Annotated in this window: 12 protein-coding genes and 1 riboswitch; of the genes, 6 read left to right on the top strand and 6 right to left on the bottom strand. The window is 58.1% G+C overall.

Annotation, left to right across the window (positions count from 1 at the left end):
* The first annotated feature begins 144 nt into the window (after positions 1-144).
* From GHO32_RS11790 to GHO32_RS11805, 4 genes are all read left to right on the top strand, one after another.
* Entirely contained in the window at positions 145-855 is a 711-nt protein-coding gene (locus GHO32_RS11790; RefSeq protein WP_123749122.1) for a histidine phosphatase family protein, read from the top strand.
* Between the two features lie 55 nt (positions 856-910).
* Positions 911-1,225 (top strand): SCP2 sterol-binding domain-containing protein, encoded by a 315-nt coding sequence (locus GHO32_RS11795; RefSeq protein WP_123749121.1) that lies wholly within the window; start codon positions 911-913, stop codon positions 1,223-1,225.
* Positions 1,226-1,412: 187 nt separating this feature from the next.
* Positions 1,413-2,480: a phosphotransferase family protein gene (locus tag GHO32_RS11800; protein WP_153335386.1), complete on the top strand. Its 1,068-nt coding sequence runs from the start codon at positions 1,413-1,415 to the stop codon at positions 2,478-2,480.
* A 24-nt stretch (positions 2,481-2,504) separates the two neighbouring features.
* A complete protein-coding gene (locus GHO32_RS11805; protein WP_153335387.1) occupies positions 2,505-3,272 on the top strand; it encodes an SDR family oxidoreductase in 768 nt (255 codons plus the stop codon).
* Positions 3,273-3,345: 73 nt separating this feature from the next.
* On the opposite strand, the gene GHO32_RS11810 is transcribed toward GHO32_RS11805, so the two are convergent.
* Positions 3,346-6,279 carry an RHS repeat-associated core domain-containing protein gene (locus GHO32_RS11810; protein WP_153338046.1) on the bottom strand — a complete coding sequence of 978 codons (2,934 nt, stop codon included), beginning with the start codon at positions 6,277-6,279 and terminating at the stop codon, positions 3,346-3,348.
* Between the two features lie 263 nt (positions 6,280-6,542).
* Between GHO32_RS11810 and GHO32_RS11815 the strand changes: the two genes are divergently transcribed.
* Complete coding sequence (locus GHO32_RS11815) at positions 6,543-7,064, top strand: AAA family ATPase (RefSeq protein ID WP_153335389.1); 522 nt, start codon at positions 6,543-6,545, stop codon at positions 7,062-7,064.
* A 370-nt stretch (positions 7,065-7,434) separates the two neighbouring features.
* On the opposite strand, the gene GHO32_RS11820 is transcribed toward GHO32_RS11815, so the two are convergent.
* Positions 7,435-8,760 carry a sigma-54 dependent transcriptional regulator gene (locus GHO32_RS11820; RefSeq protein ID WP_153335390.1) on the bottom strand — a complete coding sequence of 442 codons (1,326 nt, stop codon included), beginning with the start codon at positions 8,758-8,760 and terminating at the stop codon, positions 7,435-7,437.
* Positions 8,761-9,112: 352 nt separating this feature from the next.
* Here GHO32_RS11820 and GHO32_RS11825 point away from each other — a divergent pair, with 352 nt between their 5' ends.
* The gene (locus GHO32_RS11825; RefSeq protein ID WP_153335391.1) at positions 9,113-9,379 is read left to right on the top strand and encodes a hypothetical protein; all 267 of its coding nucleotides are present in this window, start codon (positions 9,113-9,115) and stop codon (positions 9,377-9,379) included.
* A gap of 72 nt (positions 9,380-9,451) precedes the next feature.
* On the opposite strand, the gene GHO32_RS11830 is transcribed toward GHO32_RS11825, so the two are convergent.
* The 4 genes from GHO32_RS11830 to cobW form a co-directional block, all read right to left on the bottom strand.
* On the bottom strand, positions 9,452-9,994 hold the full coding sequence (locus tag GHO32_RS11830) for a VWA domain-containing protein (RefSeq protein ID WP_153335395.1): 543 nt from the start codon (positions 9,992-9,994) through the stop codon (positions 9,452-9,454).
* Positions 9,995-10,104: 110 nt separating this feature from the next.
* Positions 10,105-11,112 (bottom strand): ATP-binding protein, encoded by a 1,008-nt coding sequence (locus GHO32_RS11835; RefSeq protein ID WP_153335392.1) that lies wholly within the window; start codon positions 11,110-11,112, stop codon positions 10,105-10,107.
* A 20-nt stretch (positions 11,113-11,132) separates the two neighbouring features.
* A complete protein-coding gene (gene cobN / locus GHO32_RS11840; protein ID WP_153338047.1) occupies positions 11,133-14,903 on the bottom strand; it encodes a cobaltochelatase subunit CobN in 3,771 nt (1,256 codons plus the stop codon).
* Positions 14,904-14,906: 3 nt separating this feature from the next.
* A complete protein-coding gene (gene cobW / locus GHO32_RS11845; RefSeq protein ID WP_153335926.1) occupies positions 14,907-15,977 on the bottom strand; it encodes a cobalamin biosynthesis protein CobW in 1,071 nt (356 codons plus the stop codon).
* Between the two features lie 93 nt (positions 15,978-16,070).
* Positions 16,071-16,270: riboswitch (cobalamin riboswitch) on the bottom strand.
* Positions 16,271-16,326: the final 56 nt, after the last annotated feature.

A 16,326-nucleotide genomic window follows, 5' to 3' on the forward strand; every position in this document is an offset into this window, starting at 1 on the left:
ACCGACGTGATACCGGGGCTGCCAGCCGCGAAACACCTTGTCGACGGTGCTTACAGACAATTCAAACAAGCGTATGTTTTTTTATTGACAGGCTCCCGGCATCCTCCTAACCTCGCCAGACTTTCAACGTGCCGGGAAGCGGACGTGGGCATCATCTATTTGATTCGACATGGACAGGCCTCATTCGGTGCAGACGACTACGACGTGCTGTCGCCGCTGGGTGTACGTCAGGCGCAAATCACAGGTCAGCATCTGGTTGACTTGGGGATACGCTTTGATCGCTGTCTGTCGGGTGATTTACTGCGCCAGCAACACACCGCCGAACATGCCCTCGCCCAGTTCACTGCCGCCGGCTTACCCACGCCCGCACTGGAAATAGACCCGGCGTTTAATGAGTTTGATGCGTTCGGGATTCTCGATGCCCTGCTGCCAGGCATTTTGCCGCAAGAACCGAACGCCCTGCACACGCTGAAAAATGCAGCTGAACAGCCAGAAGAGTTTCAGCGCATCTTTGATCTGATTATTGCGCGCTGGCTCAGCGGTACCTATGACACCGCGCAGATCGAAAGCTGGTTGGCCTTTGTCGAGCGCGTACAAGGCGGCCTCAATCGCGTGCTTGACCACGCCGGGCATAAACAAAACATTGCCGTGTTCACTTCCGGCGGCAGCATCACTGCCCTGCTCCACCTGTTGACCCAAATTCCTGCCAGCGAAGCCTTCAAGCTGACCTGGCAAATCGTCAATACCTCGCTCAGCCAACTCAAGTACCGTGGCCGTGAGGTAACCCTGGCTTCCTTCAACAACCATGTGCATTTGCAGTTGTTGAAGACGCCATCGCTGATCACCTACCGATGAGCGCTGGCAACCGCGACCTGCGGGTCGCCGTAACCCACCCTAAAAGGATCGAACCATGACTTCTGTAGCTGATGCCGTTCAAGCAATGAAAGCCAAATTCAACCCAGCCGCTGCTGCCGGCCTGGACCTGGTATTCGGTTTTCGCATTGATGAAGACAAGCACTTCTCGCTGGTAGTCAAAGACAGCACGTGCGAATTGCTGGAAGGCGAAAACCCGGACGCACAAGTGACTCTGGTGATGGACGGCGAAACCCTGGAAGGCATCGTCAGCGGCGAAACCGACGGCATGCAAGCGTTCATGGGCGGCAAACTGCGCGCTGAAGGCGACATGATGCTGGCCATGAAGCTGAGCGAACTTTTCCCGTCGTAAGCCACACGCAACATCCTGAAAACCGAAGCCCCGTGCTTCGGTTTTTTTTTAGCTGTGCTTCACTCAATGCCAATCAAGGACACTGATTATTCACTAACACGCGTACCTATTAAGGCTGTGCTTGGCGTTACGGCGCATTAAATTAGCGAATGTTGTCAGGTCACAAAAATAAGCAGAAGAGATAAACATGACGCTTACCGACTCATCTACCCGTATCCGTTCTGGCGAAGAGCTCGACGCCAGCCAGATTGATCCTTACCTCAAAGCTCATATTCCGGGGCTTTCGGGGCAACCGGCAATTAGCCAGTTTCCGGGTGGGGCCTCCAACCTGACCTACTTGATTGAGTACCCGGGCGTTGAGTTGGTCCTTCGCCGCCCGCCGTTCGGCCATAAAGCCAAGTCGGCTCACGATATGGGCCGAGAATTCCGCATTCTCAACCAGCTTAAGGACGCGTTCCCGTACTGCCCCAAAGCCTATGCCCATTGCACCGATACCAGCCTGATCGGTTCCGAGTTCTATGTGATGGAACGGGTCAAGGGCATCATTTTACGCTCAGACCTGCCGCGCGAACTGGCGTTCAGCGCCGACGATACCCGGACCCTGTGCAAGAGTTTTATCGACAAACTGGTCGAATTGCATCGGGTTAATTACGCCGCCTGCGGCCTGGGCGAACTGGGCAAGCCAGAAGGTTATGTCCAGCGCCAAATCTCAGGCTGGAGCGATCGCTATGAAAAAGCCCTGACCCCAGATGCTCCGCTTTGGGAAGAGGTCAAGGCGTGGCTTAACGCCAAGATGCCCGCCGACCATCCCACCTCTGCGATTGTTCATAATGACTATCGCTTCGACAACGTGATACTTGATCCAAACAACCCGATGCAGATCATCGGCGTGCTGGACTGGGAACTGACGACCATTGGCGATCCATTGATGGATTTGGGCAATACTCTCGCCTACTGGATCGAAGCTGACGACCCGGCACCGGTTCAACTGATGCGCCGCCAGCCCAGCAATGCCCCCGGCATGTTGACCCGCCGCGAGTTCGTCGACTACTACGCCGAACGGTCAGGGATTCAGATCGATAATTACGACTTTTACTACACCTACGGACTGTTTCGTCTGGCCGGTATCGTTCAGCAAATTTACTACCGCTACTACCATGGTCAGACCCAGGACAAACGCTTTGCACCGTTCGTACATATGAACGCACTGCTTGAGCAGATGAGCCTCAAGGTTATCCGCCAGTCCAGCCTTTAAGCCCGCGATAAACAGGGAATCAGCATGTCCAAGACTCAATTGTTCGACCTTGACGGCAAAATCGCCTTTGTTTCCGGCGCAAGTCGCGGCATAGGTGAGGCCATCGCCAAGCTTCTGGCCCAGCAAGGCGCCCATGTGATTGTCTCGAGCCGCAAGCTCGAAGGTTGCCAGCCAGTGGCTGAGGCGATCATTGCCAATGGCGGCACCGCGACAGCCATGGCCTGCCACATTGGTGAAATGGAGCAAATCACCCGGACCTTTGCGCGTATTCGCGAAGAGTTTGGTCGCCTCGATATTCTGGTCAACAACGCGGCGACCAACCCTCAGTTTGGCAACGTCCTGGATACAGACCTGGGCGCGTTCCAGAAAACAGTCGACGTGAATATTCGTGGCTACTTCTTTATGTCGGTTGAAGCCGGCAAGCTGATGCGCGAACACGGCGGCGGCAGCATCATCAACGTGGCCTCGATCAACGGTGTCTCGCCGGGGCCATTTCAGGGCATTTACTCAATGACAAAAGCTGCGGTCATCAACATGACCAAGGTTTTTGCCAAGGAGTGTGCGGGTTTCGGCATCCGCTGCAATGCGCTGCTGCCGGGCCTGACCGATACCAAGTTCGCTTCAGCACTGGTCAAGAACGACGCCATTCTCAAAGGCGCACTGCAACAAATCCCGCTCAAGCGCGTGGCCAACCCGAGCGAAATGGCCGGTGCAGTGCTGTACTTGGCCAGCGATGCGTCCAGCTACACCACGGGTGTATCGCTGAATGTGGATGGCGGATTTTTGTCCTGATCGCACTTGCCCAAAGGTCGATCGGTTGATGCCGATCGACCTGCGCCCCCCTCGTAAAACGAAAGATCTTGATTCAGCGTGATGTCGTGCGCCACAGGCTGGATAAGCGGCTATAACCCTGTCTTGCGGTTAGCACCAAAAGACCACGAAACTCTGTGAGCGCCGTCGCTACTCCGCGTGCCGCAGCGACCCAGAATCGGGCGCGCGTGCTTTGCCCGGAAATGGGCTGGCCAGTGACATAAGCGGCAATGGCTTCAATGCCCGCTCCCGACCAATACCCCCACGCTTGATTGAACATTCGGCTTAACCCGCCGTGGCCAGTGGCCGCAAGGTCAGGCAGTTGAATGGCGTCTACATGAGCGTCGTATACAGAAGTTGCGTGTCCAGCCCGTATGGCACTGCCTGCCGCGGCATCGTAAGCCTCAATAAGGGGCCCTACATTGGGGATTAAAGATCCGGGAATTGAACCGCTGTAAATCGCGTTTGGGATCGTGGCCAAGCCATAAGCCGCGGCTGCCATCAGTGTTCTGGGGGCGCGTGCGGCCAGCGGCGTTTGCCCCCATGACACAGACGTACCCAGACCTCGTACCACTTGTTGCCCTACCTCCCTGGAAAACGCCCTTACATGTCCAATCAAGCGCTGTCGGGCTACGGGGTCCCATTCCTGTTCAAGGTCAACTGCGCCAGTATCGTTCATGCTTGCAAAGCCTCTGTCGGCAGTTGCAAGAGCTGCTATTCCAGCCAGCGGGCTGAACCGGGTCCAATTACCCAATAATCCCGTCGTCATGTGAAAGACTGCCAGGGAATCCAGCCCCGCAACGACTTGCCTCAGTACGTTATTCAAGACGCGGGTCGGTTGCCTGCCGGCAAACAACAGCAGATCGACCCCCACCCCAAGCGCGTTGCTTGCGTAGGTCGCCAATGAGTCACGGATGGCAGCCGAGCTTGCCGCCTGCAAGGCCGGGCGAACTCGTTCGGAGAAGCGTGCGGCTGCACCGCGAATCTGCGAAAAACGACTGACCGGGCCGCCTAAGGCCACTTTCTTCGACGCCATCCCTTGGCTGTCGACATAACTGACGGGGTTGCCACGTGCCATTGCGTACAGGTTTAAACCATCGATGTCTGCGCCTGGATCGGCATTGATCCAGCGCCCAAGCCACGGCGCATAGTAGCGATACCCGTAGTAATAGAGACCGCTGGCATCGCGCTCTTTACCCGAGTAACGAATGGTTTTATAGGACGCTTCAACCGCGCTCTTTGCCGCCCACCAGGCGGTGCCGCCATAGGGGTAATAGGTTTCCTGACTCAGCACTCGAGCGCTGCCATCCAGCTCCAGCGTACTGCTGCCCAGGTTATCCGAAAGAGCAAAGCGTATTTGCTGATTTTCAATGCCCTCAGGGCGACCTTTCTCCCACTGCAAGATCCGGATGCTGTGCAGTGCGCCTGAGACGATAACGGTGTTCAGCCACTCGCCGGTAGCACTATTACGCCGGATCTCCAGGCCGGGCAAGCAACGTACGGTGGTTTGATGGGTCTTGTTTTTGGACAGACTACGGCGGATCTTCAGCACTCGCTGCCCACTGCTGTCATAGCGATAGGTTTCGTCATCGTCCTCACCATCAGGGCGCACGACCTGAATGGCACGCTGCAACTGATTGCGCACATTCCAACTGAGCGTCTGCCCCGGCTGCAGTGCCAACTGGTTACCATTTTTATCAAACCCGCTGCCTAATCCTGGCGCTAATCCAGCCGGAGCCTGTTCTACAGCGTGGTTGCTATGGGTGGCGATGCTCATCTGCCGGGTGTAACCCGTGGCCTGGGCAGGCAGGTGTCGCAGGGCGCTCAGATTGCCGCTGGCATCGTAGCGGTAGCTTTGCCGGTAGTGACGGCACAGATTGGCCTGGGTCGAGCCAAAAGGCTCGGCATCCAACAGCCCCGACCCGCTGGCAGCGCGGCTACTTTCACGGCCTGTGGCGTCAATCAGTTGGTAGAGGCTGTCATAGCGGTAGGTGTTCTGCGCCTTGGTTCGCGTGTTATCAAACCACTGCACCGGCTGCGCCGCGTCACTCACGCTCAACACATTGCCAACACGGTCATACGTGTAGGCCAGGTCTTGCAGTGACTCTTCGGCCTTGCCTGACCGATAGCTGCGCAAGCGCTGCAGGCGCTGATCAAATGCGTTGTACTCAAGCGCGCTGACGACGCCATTACCCGCGCGCTCACTCAGCACTTGCCCGGATGCGCTGTATACCCTTTGTTCAACCAGGGTTTGGGCGCTGCCGCGGGCAAGCGTAACGCTCACGCCGGTCAGCAAGCCATCCACGGCATAGCCCGTACGCTGAAGATTGCCCTTGGCATCAACCTGCTCGGCAAGTTCACCTGAGGCCTGATAACGCCAGGTACTGGTATGACCTTCACTGTCCTGCGATTCGTCACTGAAGCGGCGTATTTGCTTCGACAGTTGGCCAAGTACGTCGTAAGACTCAAAGCGGACATCACCTGCCGGATCGGCATGAGTAATCAATCGGCCACAACGGTTGCGCATGGCCTCGCCGGGAATTGACGACCCGTAGGTCAACTGCTCGACAAACACGGGGACGCTTTCGGCACTGGCTTGCTCAGCTACCCCGGTCAGGCGTAACAAATGATCGTATTCGAACGTTTGGCAAGCGCCGCGTGAGTCCCAGCGCCGGATCACCTGGCCAGAACTGCCCAGCCAACTGATCCCCTGCCCTTGGTCGACGCTGTCACTCAACAGCAGTCGGCCCGACAGTGAGTAACTCATGCGTTGGTTGGGCCTGACACTCGTGTCGTTTTCATGCAGGGCTGATAAGCGCGGATCCCACTGCTCCTTGAGCACGCCGATAGGGCTGAAGACGTGTCGGTTAGTCCGCGCCTGCACCGCCTCCTGAGCGTTTTGGCGGTAATAAGCCACTTGGCGAATACTCAGCCCGCGTGGGTCGAGCGCTATCAGCGATGGGGTGTGTTGGTGTAAAGAAGCAGACATAAGGTGTTGTCCTGAACGGCACAATAATTAAAAAGTGTAGAGATCAGGTTCCATGCCTCATGGCTAATAAGGGCGCGTTTTGTATCCATATAAGTACGCTTACAGCATTTAAAGCTTCTTCGTCGGCTCACTGCTGACTGCCCTGACTGTGTGCAGAGATGTAGTGTGCAGGGATTCCCAAAGATGCAATGACTCCGGGTACAATCCCCGGCTTTCTCTCTCAACCAAGGGTTGCCAATGTCAGGGCTGGTGGTGCTGCGCACATGAAGGTCGTGGTTTTGGCAGGTCCGGAATCCAGCGGCAAAAGCTGGCTCGCGGCGCAATTGCAGGCTCATTTTGGTGGCGTGTTGGTGGGCGAGTATGTGCGCTACTTCATTGAGCAAAACCCGCGCGATACCTGCCTGGCCGACATTGCGACCATCGCCCGCGGGCAACTCGACTGGGAAGATCAGGCCCGCGCCAGGCAACCTGAATTGTTGATTCTGGATACTCACTTATTGAGCAACATACTCTGGAGTCAGACGTTGTTTGGCGACTGCCCGGACTGGCTGGAGTCGCAGTTGCTCAGCCGTCACTACGACCTGCATTTGCTGCTGTCACCCGACGACGTTGAATGGACGCAAGACGGTCAACGCTGCCAACCGTTGCTTGCCGAACGCCAAGTTTTTTTCAACGCCAGCCGGCAATGGCTCGAACAGCACCAGCAAACGCTGCAAGTTCTGACCGGTGATTGGAATACTCGACAGCAACAGGCCTTTGCGGCCGTACAGCGTTTACTCGCGTAAACCCGCTGAAACACTCGCCGGGGCTTAACGCCTTATAACACTGGGGTTTAAGGCTTTTAAGCAAAACTGTAAAGAGGTTGATACATCATTGCTTTGCCAATACAGGCGTTAACACTTAAGCCGACTCATATCTGAAACACTGTGCTGCGTTACCGCCAAACAAGTTCTTGCAACTTACTGTTTTGAAAGAGTTGTTTAACAACGGCACAGGTATTGCTCTGTTCTGCTTACCGTTTAAATCAACAAGAACACGAAACACGTTGGTCTGGTGAATAAAGTTCGGAGTCTGCAATGAAATCCGCTGATGCTCTCAAGCCTTTGGTTTATGCCCTCGCCGCACTGATGGCCGCTGCCGCACAACCACCGCGTCCTAACGAATTTGGTGCTTGTGCAATAACCGATAAAAAGTAGGCCGGGACACACCGAGCACTTTGGCCGCAACGCTCAGGTTATTCGAGTGGCGATGCAACACATCACACAGTGCCTGCCGTTCAGCCCGATGTTTATAGTCTTCAAGGGTCTCCATGACTTGCTGAGTCGTGGTGTGGGACTCGAGGCCCAGGTCAGCCGCTTCGATTTGTCGGCCTTCAGCCAGCACCAGGCCGCGACGGACACGGTTGGCCAGTTCGCGAACATTGCCCGGCCAGGCATGATTGCCCATCGCGATCAGGGCGCCCTCACTGAACGAGCGCGGGCGCCGGCCAGTCTCCTGGCTGTAAAAGCGGGCAAAGTGATTGGCCAGCAGGCTCAGGTCACCATGCAATTCACGCAACGGGACGGTAGAGACCTGTAACACATTGAGGCGGTAGTACAGGTCCTCGCGAAAACGGCCAGACTGGATCGCCGCTTCAAGGTTGACATGGGTGGCCGCCAAAACCCGGACATCGACGGTGATCAGTTCGCCGCCACCGACCCGTTCAATGTGTTTTTCCTGCAAAAACCGCAAGAGGTTGGCTTGCAATTCCAGTGGCAGGTCACCGATTTCATCGAGGAACAGTGTGCCACCATTGGCCGCCTCGATACGCCCGATCTTGCGTTGGTGAGCGCCGGTAAATGCGCCCTTTTCGTGACCAAACAGCTCGGATTGAATCAAATGCTCGGGAATTGCCCCGCAATTGATCGCCACAAACGGCTTGTCGTGACGCAGGGACTGATGATGCAACGTTCGCGCAACCAGCTCTTTGCCAGTACCGCTTTCACCCCGGATCAGGATCGGCGATTCGGTGGGGGCAAATTTGCCGAGCAGTTTGCGCAATTCGCGCAAGCTGCGGCTATCACCCAGCAGTTCATGCCCCTCAGTCTCGACAAGGTTGACCTCATGATCACGCAACCGAGCCATGCCGAATGCACGACCGAGCGTCACCTCAACCCGTGGTACATCAAAGGGCAAGGTATGGAAATCAAAGAACCACTCACAGACAAAGTCGCCGACATTTTTAAGCTTCAACACCTCGGGGCTGACGACAGCGATCCATTGCGTACCACTGCGGTTGAGCATTTTTTTGAGCGGGTCGGGCCGTTCCAGGTGCTCAGGCAGCAAGCGAAACAAACCGACGTCACACGGCCGATCAATCACAGACTCCAGGCTGCAACTGTCCACCGACCAGCCGATACTCTGAAGCCCTGGTAATAACTGGTGACAATCTTCGAAAGGATCTACTACTAACAGACGCCGAGGTGATGACATTCCAAGCATGGCTAATCCCTCGCGCCATTGAGTAAAAAGAGTCGTAGAAACAAAGTGTTGATATGGGTGAGCGTAACGTTAGCAACTGGATTGGCGGTGACTTGTACCGTTTCTTTATAACGGTAATAGCCAATTAAACTTTGCCAACCCAAAGTGACATCATGCCGCTGCAACAGCCATTTAAGCGGATGCAGGCAGCCTTTCAGAATTGATTTAAATCAATGAGGTAAAAAAAAATTAAAAAAAGTGACACGCGTGTGTGACCCGAAGCAGGTCTCAGGACATCAGTACAAGTAACCAACCGAACGGTACGCCCAGCCGACGGTTAATCATTTGATGGGCACACATGAGAGAAGACCCTATGAACGCCCCGCTCCGTTTCAACGAAGCACTTTTGATTGCCGGCCACGCCTTTGAACCTTTTCAGTGCGTTGCCTGGGCAGCGCCCGATGGCCAAGGCGAATTGAGCCTGACAGTTATTGACCGCACCAACACCCGTATTGGCCGCAAACAAATCTCGCTGAGCGCGCTGTCTGATGCCACCCAGCTGAAAAACCTGCTGGCCCAGGCCCGTACCGAATTGAGCGACGAAGGCTACGCGCTACAGCCTTGGGTAATGCCGGCTTAACAACCGCCCTACTTGTAGGAGCGAGCTTGCCTCGCGATCTTTTGATTTTTTAAACGATCGCGAGGCAGTTGGTTACGCGTCAATATGCAGGTAATCGATCTGCAACTGCGCGGCCATTTGCTCAGCACGCCCCAGACGAATCGGGCCTCGCTCGATATCAATCAATACCCCCGGACAGTCCAGCTTCGGTAACGCCTGCCCTTCTTTTAAACGCCCGTCGGTGATCAGCAAAAAGCGCTGTTGCTCTTGCGGCAACTGCTTGCGACGCACTTCAAGCCAGCGCGATACCTCTTGCAACGCTTCCAGCAACGGCGTGCCGCCACCCGCTCCCAAACTCTGCAACCAGTTATCCAGCGCTTTTGAAGCCTTGGCACCGCTGACGTGCCAGTGTGGTGCGCTGCCACTGGCCGTCATCACGGCAACTCGGGCACGTTGGCGGTAAGCATCTTCAAACAGTTGCGCCAACAAGCCTTTGGCATCGCCCAGTGCCTGATGCCGACGGGTTGAGGCCGAAGCATCAATGACCACCAGCCACAGTTCCTGCGCAGCACTTTTACGGCTTTTAAAAGCCAGGTCGTTGCGATTCTGTGGACGGCCTCGCAACAGTGTTTGCAGCCAATCAATGGCGCCGCTGTCAGCACGGCGACTGGCGCCCTGCCGACCTTGCTCAAGGGTGCCCGACTGAGGTTTGGCATCCACCCCCGCCGTTGTACGAGGGCGAATGCCTAAGGCTTTTTTGGCCAGCTAGGCACTTCACGTCGAGCGCCCATGGCTTGCGGCTGCGCAGGCATTTCACCCCACTGGCCTTGGCCTGAACGGCTGGAGCTTCCCGCCGACTTATCCTGAGACTGAGGCTGCTCGGGGGTTGGCGCTTGTGGCGGCTGTTCGCGGCGACGATGGCGCAAGGCGAACTCGGCCACGGCATCAATGTCTTCGAGGCTGATTGCCGTTGCCCCCCGCCATGCGGCATGCGCCCTCGCGGCACGCAGCCAGACCAGATCAGCGCGCATGCCATCCACGCCTGCAGCGAAGCAGCGTTCAGTAATGATGGCCAGCGAGTCATCGTCCAGTGCAATGCCCTGCAAACTCTTGCGGGCCTGCTGGCAGCGCTGGCGCAAAGTCTCTTGTGCCTGTTCCCAGTGCGCGCAAAAACCCTGCGGGTCGCTGTCAAAGGCCAGCCGGCGACGGATGATTTCACTGCGTTCAGCCGGCTGCGGCTGGCCGTTCATGGCCACGTTCAGGCCAAAACGGTCGAGCAATTGCGGGCGCAGTTCACCTTCTTCAGGGTTCATGGTGCCAATCAGTACAAAGCGCGCCGGGTGACGATGGGAAATGCCGTCACGCTCCACCACATTGATGCCGCTGGCCGCGACGTCCAGCAGCACGTCTACCAGATGATCGGCCAGCAGGTTGACTTCATCGACATACAGCACGCCGCCATCAGCCTTGGCCAACACGCCGGGTGAAAACTGCGCCTTGCCCTGGCCCAGCGCAGCGTCCAGATCAAGGGTGCCCACCAGCCGCTCTTCGGTGGCGCCCAGCGGCAAGGTGACAAATGGCCCGCTGGCCAGCACATCCGCCAGGCCACGGGCCAAAGTCGATTTGGCCATGCCACGCGGACCTTCGATCAACACACCGCCGATTTTCGGGTCAATCGCCGTCAGGCACAGCGCCAGTTTCAATGAATCCGCGCCAACCACCGCCGACAGCGGGAAATGCGGGGTGTCCGTCATGGGTTGAGCCCTTTCAAAAGTCAGTCTTCTTCAATGTCCAGCAACAGGTTTTCCAACGCCTCGCGGTAGTCGCCCGGTTCGCTCCAGAGCCCGCGTTGCTGGGCTTCCAGCAGGCGTTCGGTCATGTCGCGCAAGGCGTGCGGGTTGTGTTGCTGGACGAAATCACGGGTGTTCGGGTCCAGCAAGTAGGCATCGGCAAGCAACGCGTACTGGTGGTCATCGATCAATTGGGTGGTCGCGTCAAACGCGAACAGGTTGTCGAGCGTCGCCGCCATCTCGAACGCACCTTTATAGCCGTGACGTTTTACCCCTTCGATCCACTTTGGATTGGCAGCACGGGAACGGATCACCCGATTCAACTCTTCCTTGAGGGTGCGTACTTTCGGCAAGTCCGGCTGGCTGTGATCGCCATGGTAACTGGCCGCCGTCGTACCGCTCAGACTCTCGACGGCCGCCAGCATACCGCCCTGGAACTGGTAATAGTCGTTGGAATCGAGCAAATCATGCTCGCGGTTGTCCTGGTTCTGCACCACCGCCTGCACCTGGCTCAAGCGCTGGGCAAACTGCCCGCGAGCAGCGGTGCCTTCATCGGCGCCACCATAGGCGTAGCCGCCCCAGTTGAGGTAAACCTCGGCCAGGTCTTCGCGGCTTTGCCACAGGCGCCCGTCAATCGCGTTTTGCACGCCTGCGCCGTAGGCACCCGGCTTGGCGCCGAAAATGCGCCAGCCCGCCTGCCGCGCGGCAAGTTCCGGGGCCAGGCCGTCCCGTTCAAGTTGTTCGCGTTCGCTGCGCACTTTGGCGGCCAGCGGGTTGAGGTCGTCCGGTTCATCCAGCGCCGCCACCGCCTGCACCGCCGCGTCAAACAGACGGATCAGGTTGGCAAAGGCGTCCCGGAAAAACCCTGAGACCCGCAAGGTCACGTCGACCCGAGGCCGGTCGAGCAGGCTGACCGGCAAAATCTCGAAGTCATCGACGCGCTGGCTGCCCGTGGCCCAGACCGGGCGCACGCCCATCAGCGCCATGGCCTGGGCGATGTCATCGCCGCCCGTGCGCATGGTCGCCGTGCCCCACACTGACAACCCCAGTTGCCGCAAGTGATCGCCATGGTCTTGCAGGTGACGTTCAAGAATCAGGTTGGCGGACTGAAAACCAATCCGCCACGCAGTGGTCGTCGGTAGATTGCGCACATCGACTGAAAAAAAGTTACGGCCGGTGGGCAGTACATCCAGACGCCCGCGACTCGGCGCGCCACTGGGTCCCGCTGGTACAAAACGCCCGTTCAGGGCATCCAGCAAACCCTGCATCTCTGCCGGCCCACACGCGTCCAGACGCGGTGCGACAACATCCAGCAAAGCATCAAAAATCGAGCGGACTTCAGCCCATTGCTCACAGCCCGGCAACTGCAAGCCGCCGTCCAGCGCTTGCTCGATTAACTGTGCGGCGTACAGCTCAAGACGCTCACGGGTGTCGCCTGCGGTGCGCCACAGCGCCTCGCTGACGGCTTGCAACTCAGGTGGCTGACGCTGGGTCCACGGTTCGGCCAGCGCACAGTCCAGCGGGTCGAAGCCCAGCTCAAAGGCTTTGGCCAATGCGCGCAACAGGCTTGATTGGGCGCCACGACCATCGCCACGGGGGATGCGCAGCAACGCCAGCAAGGTGTCGATACGCAGTCGCCCGGCCGGGGATTCGCCGAAAACATGCAGCCCGTCGCGGATTTGCGACTCTTTGAGGTCGCACAAATAGGTATCAAGACGCGGCAACCAAATAGCCGCATCCGCGTCGCTGTCGAGGTTATCGTCCAGTTGCAGTTCGCGATCAATGTGGGTGTCGCGCACCAGCTTGAGAATATCGCCCTGCAATTCACGGGCGCGGCGCGGGTCGAGCAACTGCGCCTCGTAATATTCATCGGCCAGCAGTTCCAGATCACGCAGCGGGCCGTAGGTTTCGGCGCGGGTCAGCGGCGGCATCAAATGGTCGATGATCACCGCCTGGGTGCGCCGCTTGGCCTGTGCGCCTTCACCCGGGTCGTTGACAATAAACGGGTAAACATTGGGCAGCGGGCCGAGTATCGCATCCGGCCAGCAGTGCTCAGACAGGCCGACGCCTTTGCCCGGCAACCATTCCAGGTTGCCGTGTTTGCCCACGTGCACCACGGCATGGGCGCCAAAGGTGTGGCGCAACCAGAAGTAGAACGCCAGATACCCGTGCGGCGGCACCAGATCCGGGTCGTGATACACCGCGCTGGCGTCCACCTGATAACCCCGGGCTGGCTGAATGCCGACAAAGGTCAAACCAAAACGCAGCCCGGCAATCATCATGCGGCCACTTCGAAACATCGGATCGTTGTGCGGCGTGCCCCAGCGCTCGTTCACGGCCTGGCGATTGGCTTCGGGCAACTGATTGAACATTGCCCAGTACTCATCCAGGCCCAAACTCTGATGGCAGGGCCGCAGGTCCAGGCTGTCCAGATCGTTACTGACCCCGCCCAATAGCGCTTGAATCAACGCTGTGCCCGACGCGGGCAAGTCGTCTTGCAGCGGATAACCCTGAGCCTGTAACGCGCGCAATATATTCAGCGCCGCCGCCGGGGTATCAAGCCCCACGCCATTGCCGATGCGACCATCTCGGGTCGGGTAATTGGCCAGAATCAGGGCAATGCGTTTTTGCGCGTTAGGAACACGGGCCAATTCGACCCAACGCCGTGCCAGCTCGGCGACAAAGTCCATACGCTCGGGCTGTGCGCGGTAGCACACCACGTCTGACTGGCTGCACTCACTGCGCCAGGCCAGGTCTTTGAAGCTGATGGGGCGGCTGATAATTCGCCCATCCAGCTCGGGCAAGGCAATGTGCATTGCCAAATCACGCGGGCCCAAGCCTTGCTCGCTGTCGCGCCAGCCGGGTTCATTGTCTTGAGCACAAATCGCCTGAATCACCGGAATATTGCGCCGGAACGGCCGCAGATGCGGCGCTTCCGGGCTGGATTGGGCAAAACCTGTGGTATTCAGGATGACCCCGGCGTCGACCTCATCGAGCAGGTCTTGTACCACTGCCAGACAACCCGGCTCTTTAAGGCTGGCCACCGCCATCGGCAAAGGGTTAAGCCCGGCCGCCTGTAAACGCTGGCAAAACACATCGACAAATGCGGTATTGGCCGCCTGCAAGTGCGAGCGATAGAACAGCAATGCCGCTACCGGCTGCCCGGCCTGCCAGTCGGCTTGCCAGTGGGCAAGTTCAGCGCTACCGTGCTGCGGGTGGTAGATGGCCGTACGCGGCAAGGTTTGTGGCTCGCCCCACGGATAATCGCGCCCCAGCCACAGGCTGGCCAGGCAACGATAGAGTTGCAGCGCGTTTGCCCGGCCGCCCTGGCGTAAAAAGTGCCACAGGCGCTCGGCGTGTTCGGCGGGTACGTTGCACAACGCGCTGAGCTCCGGGTCGGGACGGTCATCGCCCGGCACCAGAATCAAAGTCACGCCGCGCTCGGCCAACTGCATCAACCGCTCGATGCCATAGCGCCAGTAACCAATCCCGCCGTGCAATGACAGCAGTATCACTTTGGCGTGTTGCAACACCTGATCGAAGTACAGATCGACCGAACCGTGATTTTGCACCTGCATCGGGTTGGCCAGACGCAGGCTTGGATAATCTTCAGGCAACTGCTGCGCGGCGTCCGCGAGCAGTGCCAGGCTTGAATCACCGCTGCACAGGATCACCAGCTCAGCGGGTGTCTGGCCCAAGTCGGCAATGTTGTCGTCCGATACAAAGCCACCGGGCTGGGTCCTGAGCAAATGCATGGTTTAAGCGCCCAACGCTGTACGCAGTGTGGACTCGAGCAAGGCTGCGTCCAGGTCCTGACCGATCAGCACCAGTTTGGTGGTGCGTGCTTCGTCGCTGCCCCAAGCGCGGTCGAAGTGCTTGTCAAAACGCGTGCCCACGCCCTGAATCAGCAAGCGCATCGGTTTGCCAGGAATGGCGGCAAAGCCTTTAACGCGCAGGATGTCGTGTTTGACGACCAGCTCGGTGAGCGCATCCAGCAACTGGCGCTCTTCTGCTTGTGGCAGCTCGATGGAGATCGAGTCAAAGGCGTCGTGGTCGTGGTCGTCGTGGTCATCATCGCCATCGTGGTGATGATCGTGATGGCTGTGGCGGCTGTCGATATGGTCTTCAGAACCGGCCCCCAGACCCAAGAGCACGTCCAGCGGCAAGCGACCGCTGCTGGCTTCGATGATTTTTACCGCCGGTGGCAGTTCTTCAGCGACTTCGGCACGGACTTTGGCCAGGTCCTCAGGGTTGATCAGGTCGGTTTTGTTGAGGATCACCAGGTCTGCACTGGCCAGTTGATCAGCAAACAGTTCGTGCAAGGGCGATTCGTGGTCCAGGTTCGGGTCGAGTTTGCGCTGGGCGTCGACCTGGTCCGGGAAGGCGGCGAAGGTGCCACGGGCAACGGCCGGGCTGTCAACCACGGTGATGACCGCGTCAACGGTGCAGGCGCTACGGATTTCTGGCCACTGGAAGGCTTGAACCAACGGCTTTGGCAGGGCCAGGCCCGAGGTTTCGATGAGGATGTGGTCGATGTCGCCGCGACGGGCAACCAGTTCGCGCATGACCGGGAAGAACTCTTCCTGCACGGTGCAGCACAGGCAGCCGTTGGCCAGTTCATACACGCGGCCGTTGGCTTCTTCTTCGGTGCAGCCTATGGAGCATTGCTTGAGGATTTCACCGTCGATGCCCAGCTCGCCGAATTCGTTGACGATCACGGCAATGCGACGACCTTGAGCGTTGTCCAGCATATGGCGCAGCAAGGTAGTTTTGCCCGAGCCGAGAAAGCCGGTAACGATAGTGACGGGGGTTTTGGCCAGTGTTTTCATCGGATGCCCTTTGGCAAAGCGGCGGGCAAACGGGACGAGAACCGCCTGGTGTGTGCGGTTACTCTTCGCCACCGGATCACCCCGCCCGGTTGAAGTAAGAATCGGGTACGAGGCAGGTCTCCTGGCTCACGGCTGGAAGTCTGCCAGCGGCTGACCTCTGCCCTGCGCCTTCCCGCTGAATCAGCAGTGGCCTGGCAGGGTTATTGACCGTTTACAGTTGCGGGGGCAGCCGCGGCATACCGCGTTCCCGTCTTAGCTTCGCGTTGCGAAGAACCTCGAAAGTGCAAGGCTACGCAGTGCTTTGTAACAGGTCAATGTTGAGGTAGTTGTCCACTCCCACAATCGAGTT

The sequence above is a fragment of the Pseudomonas sp. FSL R10-2189 genome (genome assembly GCF_009600325.1).
Lineage (GTDB): Bacteria > Pseudomonadota > Gammaproteobacteria > Pseudomonadales > Pseudomonadaceae > Aquipseudomonas > Aquipseudomonas helleri.

Coding starts and splice junctions, on each gene's coding strand:
- GHO32_RS11795 (WP_123749121.1), top strand. CDS start 911: ATGACTTCTGTAGCTGATGCCGTTCAAGCAATGAAAGCCAAATTCAAC.
- GHO32_RS11800 (WP_153335386.1), top strand. CDS start 1,413: ATGACGCTTACCGACTCATCTACCCGTATCCGTTCTGGCGAAGAGCTC.
- GHO32_RS11805 (WP_153335387.1), top strand. CDS start 2,505: ATGTCCAAGACTCAATTGTTCGACCTTGACGGCAAAATCGCCTTTGTT.
- GHO32_RS11810 (WP_153338046.1), bottom strand. CDS start 6,279: ATGTCTGCTTCTTTACACCAACACACCCCATCGCTGATAGCGCTCGAC.
- GHO32_RS11815 (WP_153335389.1), top strand. CDS start 6,543: ATGAAGGTCGTGGTTTTGGCAGGTCCGGAATCCAGCGGCAAAAGCTGG.
- GHO32_RS11820 (WP_153335390.1), bottom strand. CDS start 8,760: ATGCTTGGAATGTCATCACCTCGGCGTCTGTTAGTAGTAGATCCTTTC.
- GHO32_RS11825 (WP_153335391.1), top strand. CDS start 9,113: ATGAACGCCCCGCTCCGTTTCAACGAAGCACTTTTGATTGCCGGCCAC.
- GHO32_RS11835 (WP_153335392.1), bottom strand. CDS start 11,112: ATGACGGACACCCCGCATTTCCCGCTGTCGGCGGTGGTTGGCGCGGAT.
- cobN (WP_153338047.1), bottom strand. CDS start 14,903: ATGCATTTGCTCAGGACCCAGCCCGGTGGCTTTGTATCGGACGACAAC.
- cobW (WP_153335926.1), bottom strand. CDS start 15,977: ATGAAAACACTGGCCAAAACCCCCGTCACTATCGTTACCGGCTTTCTC.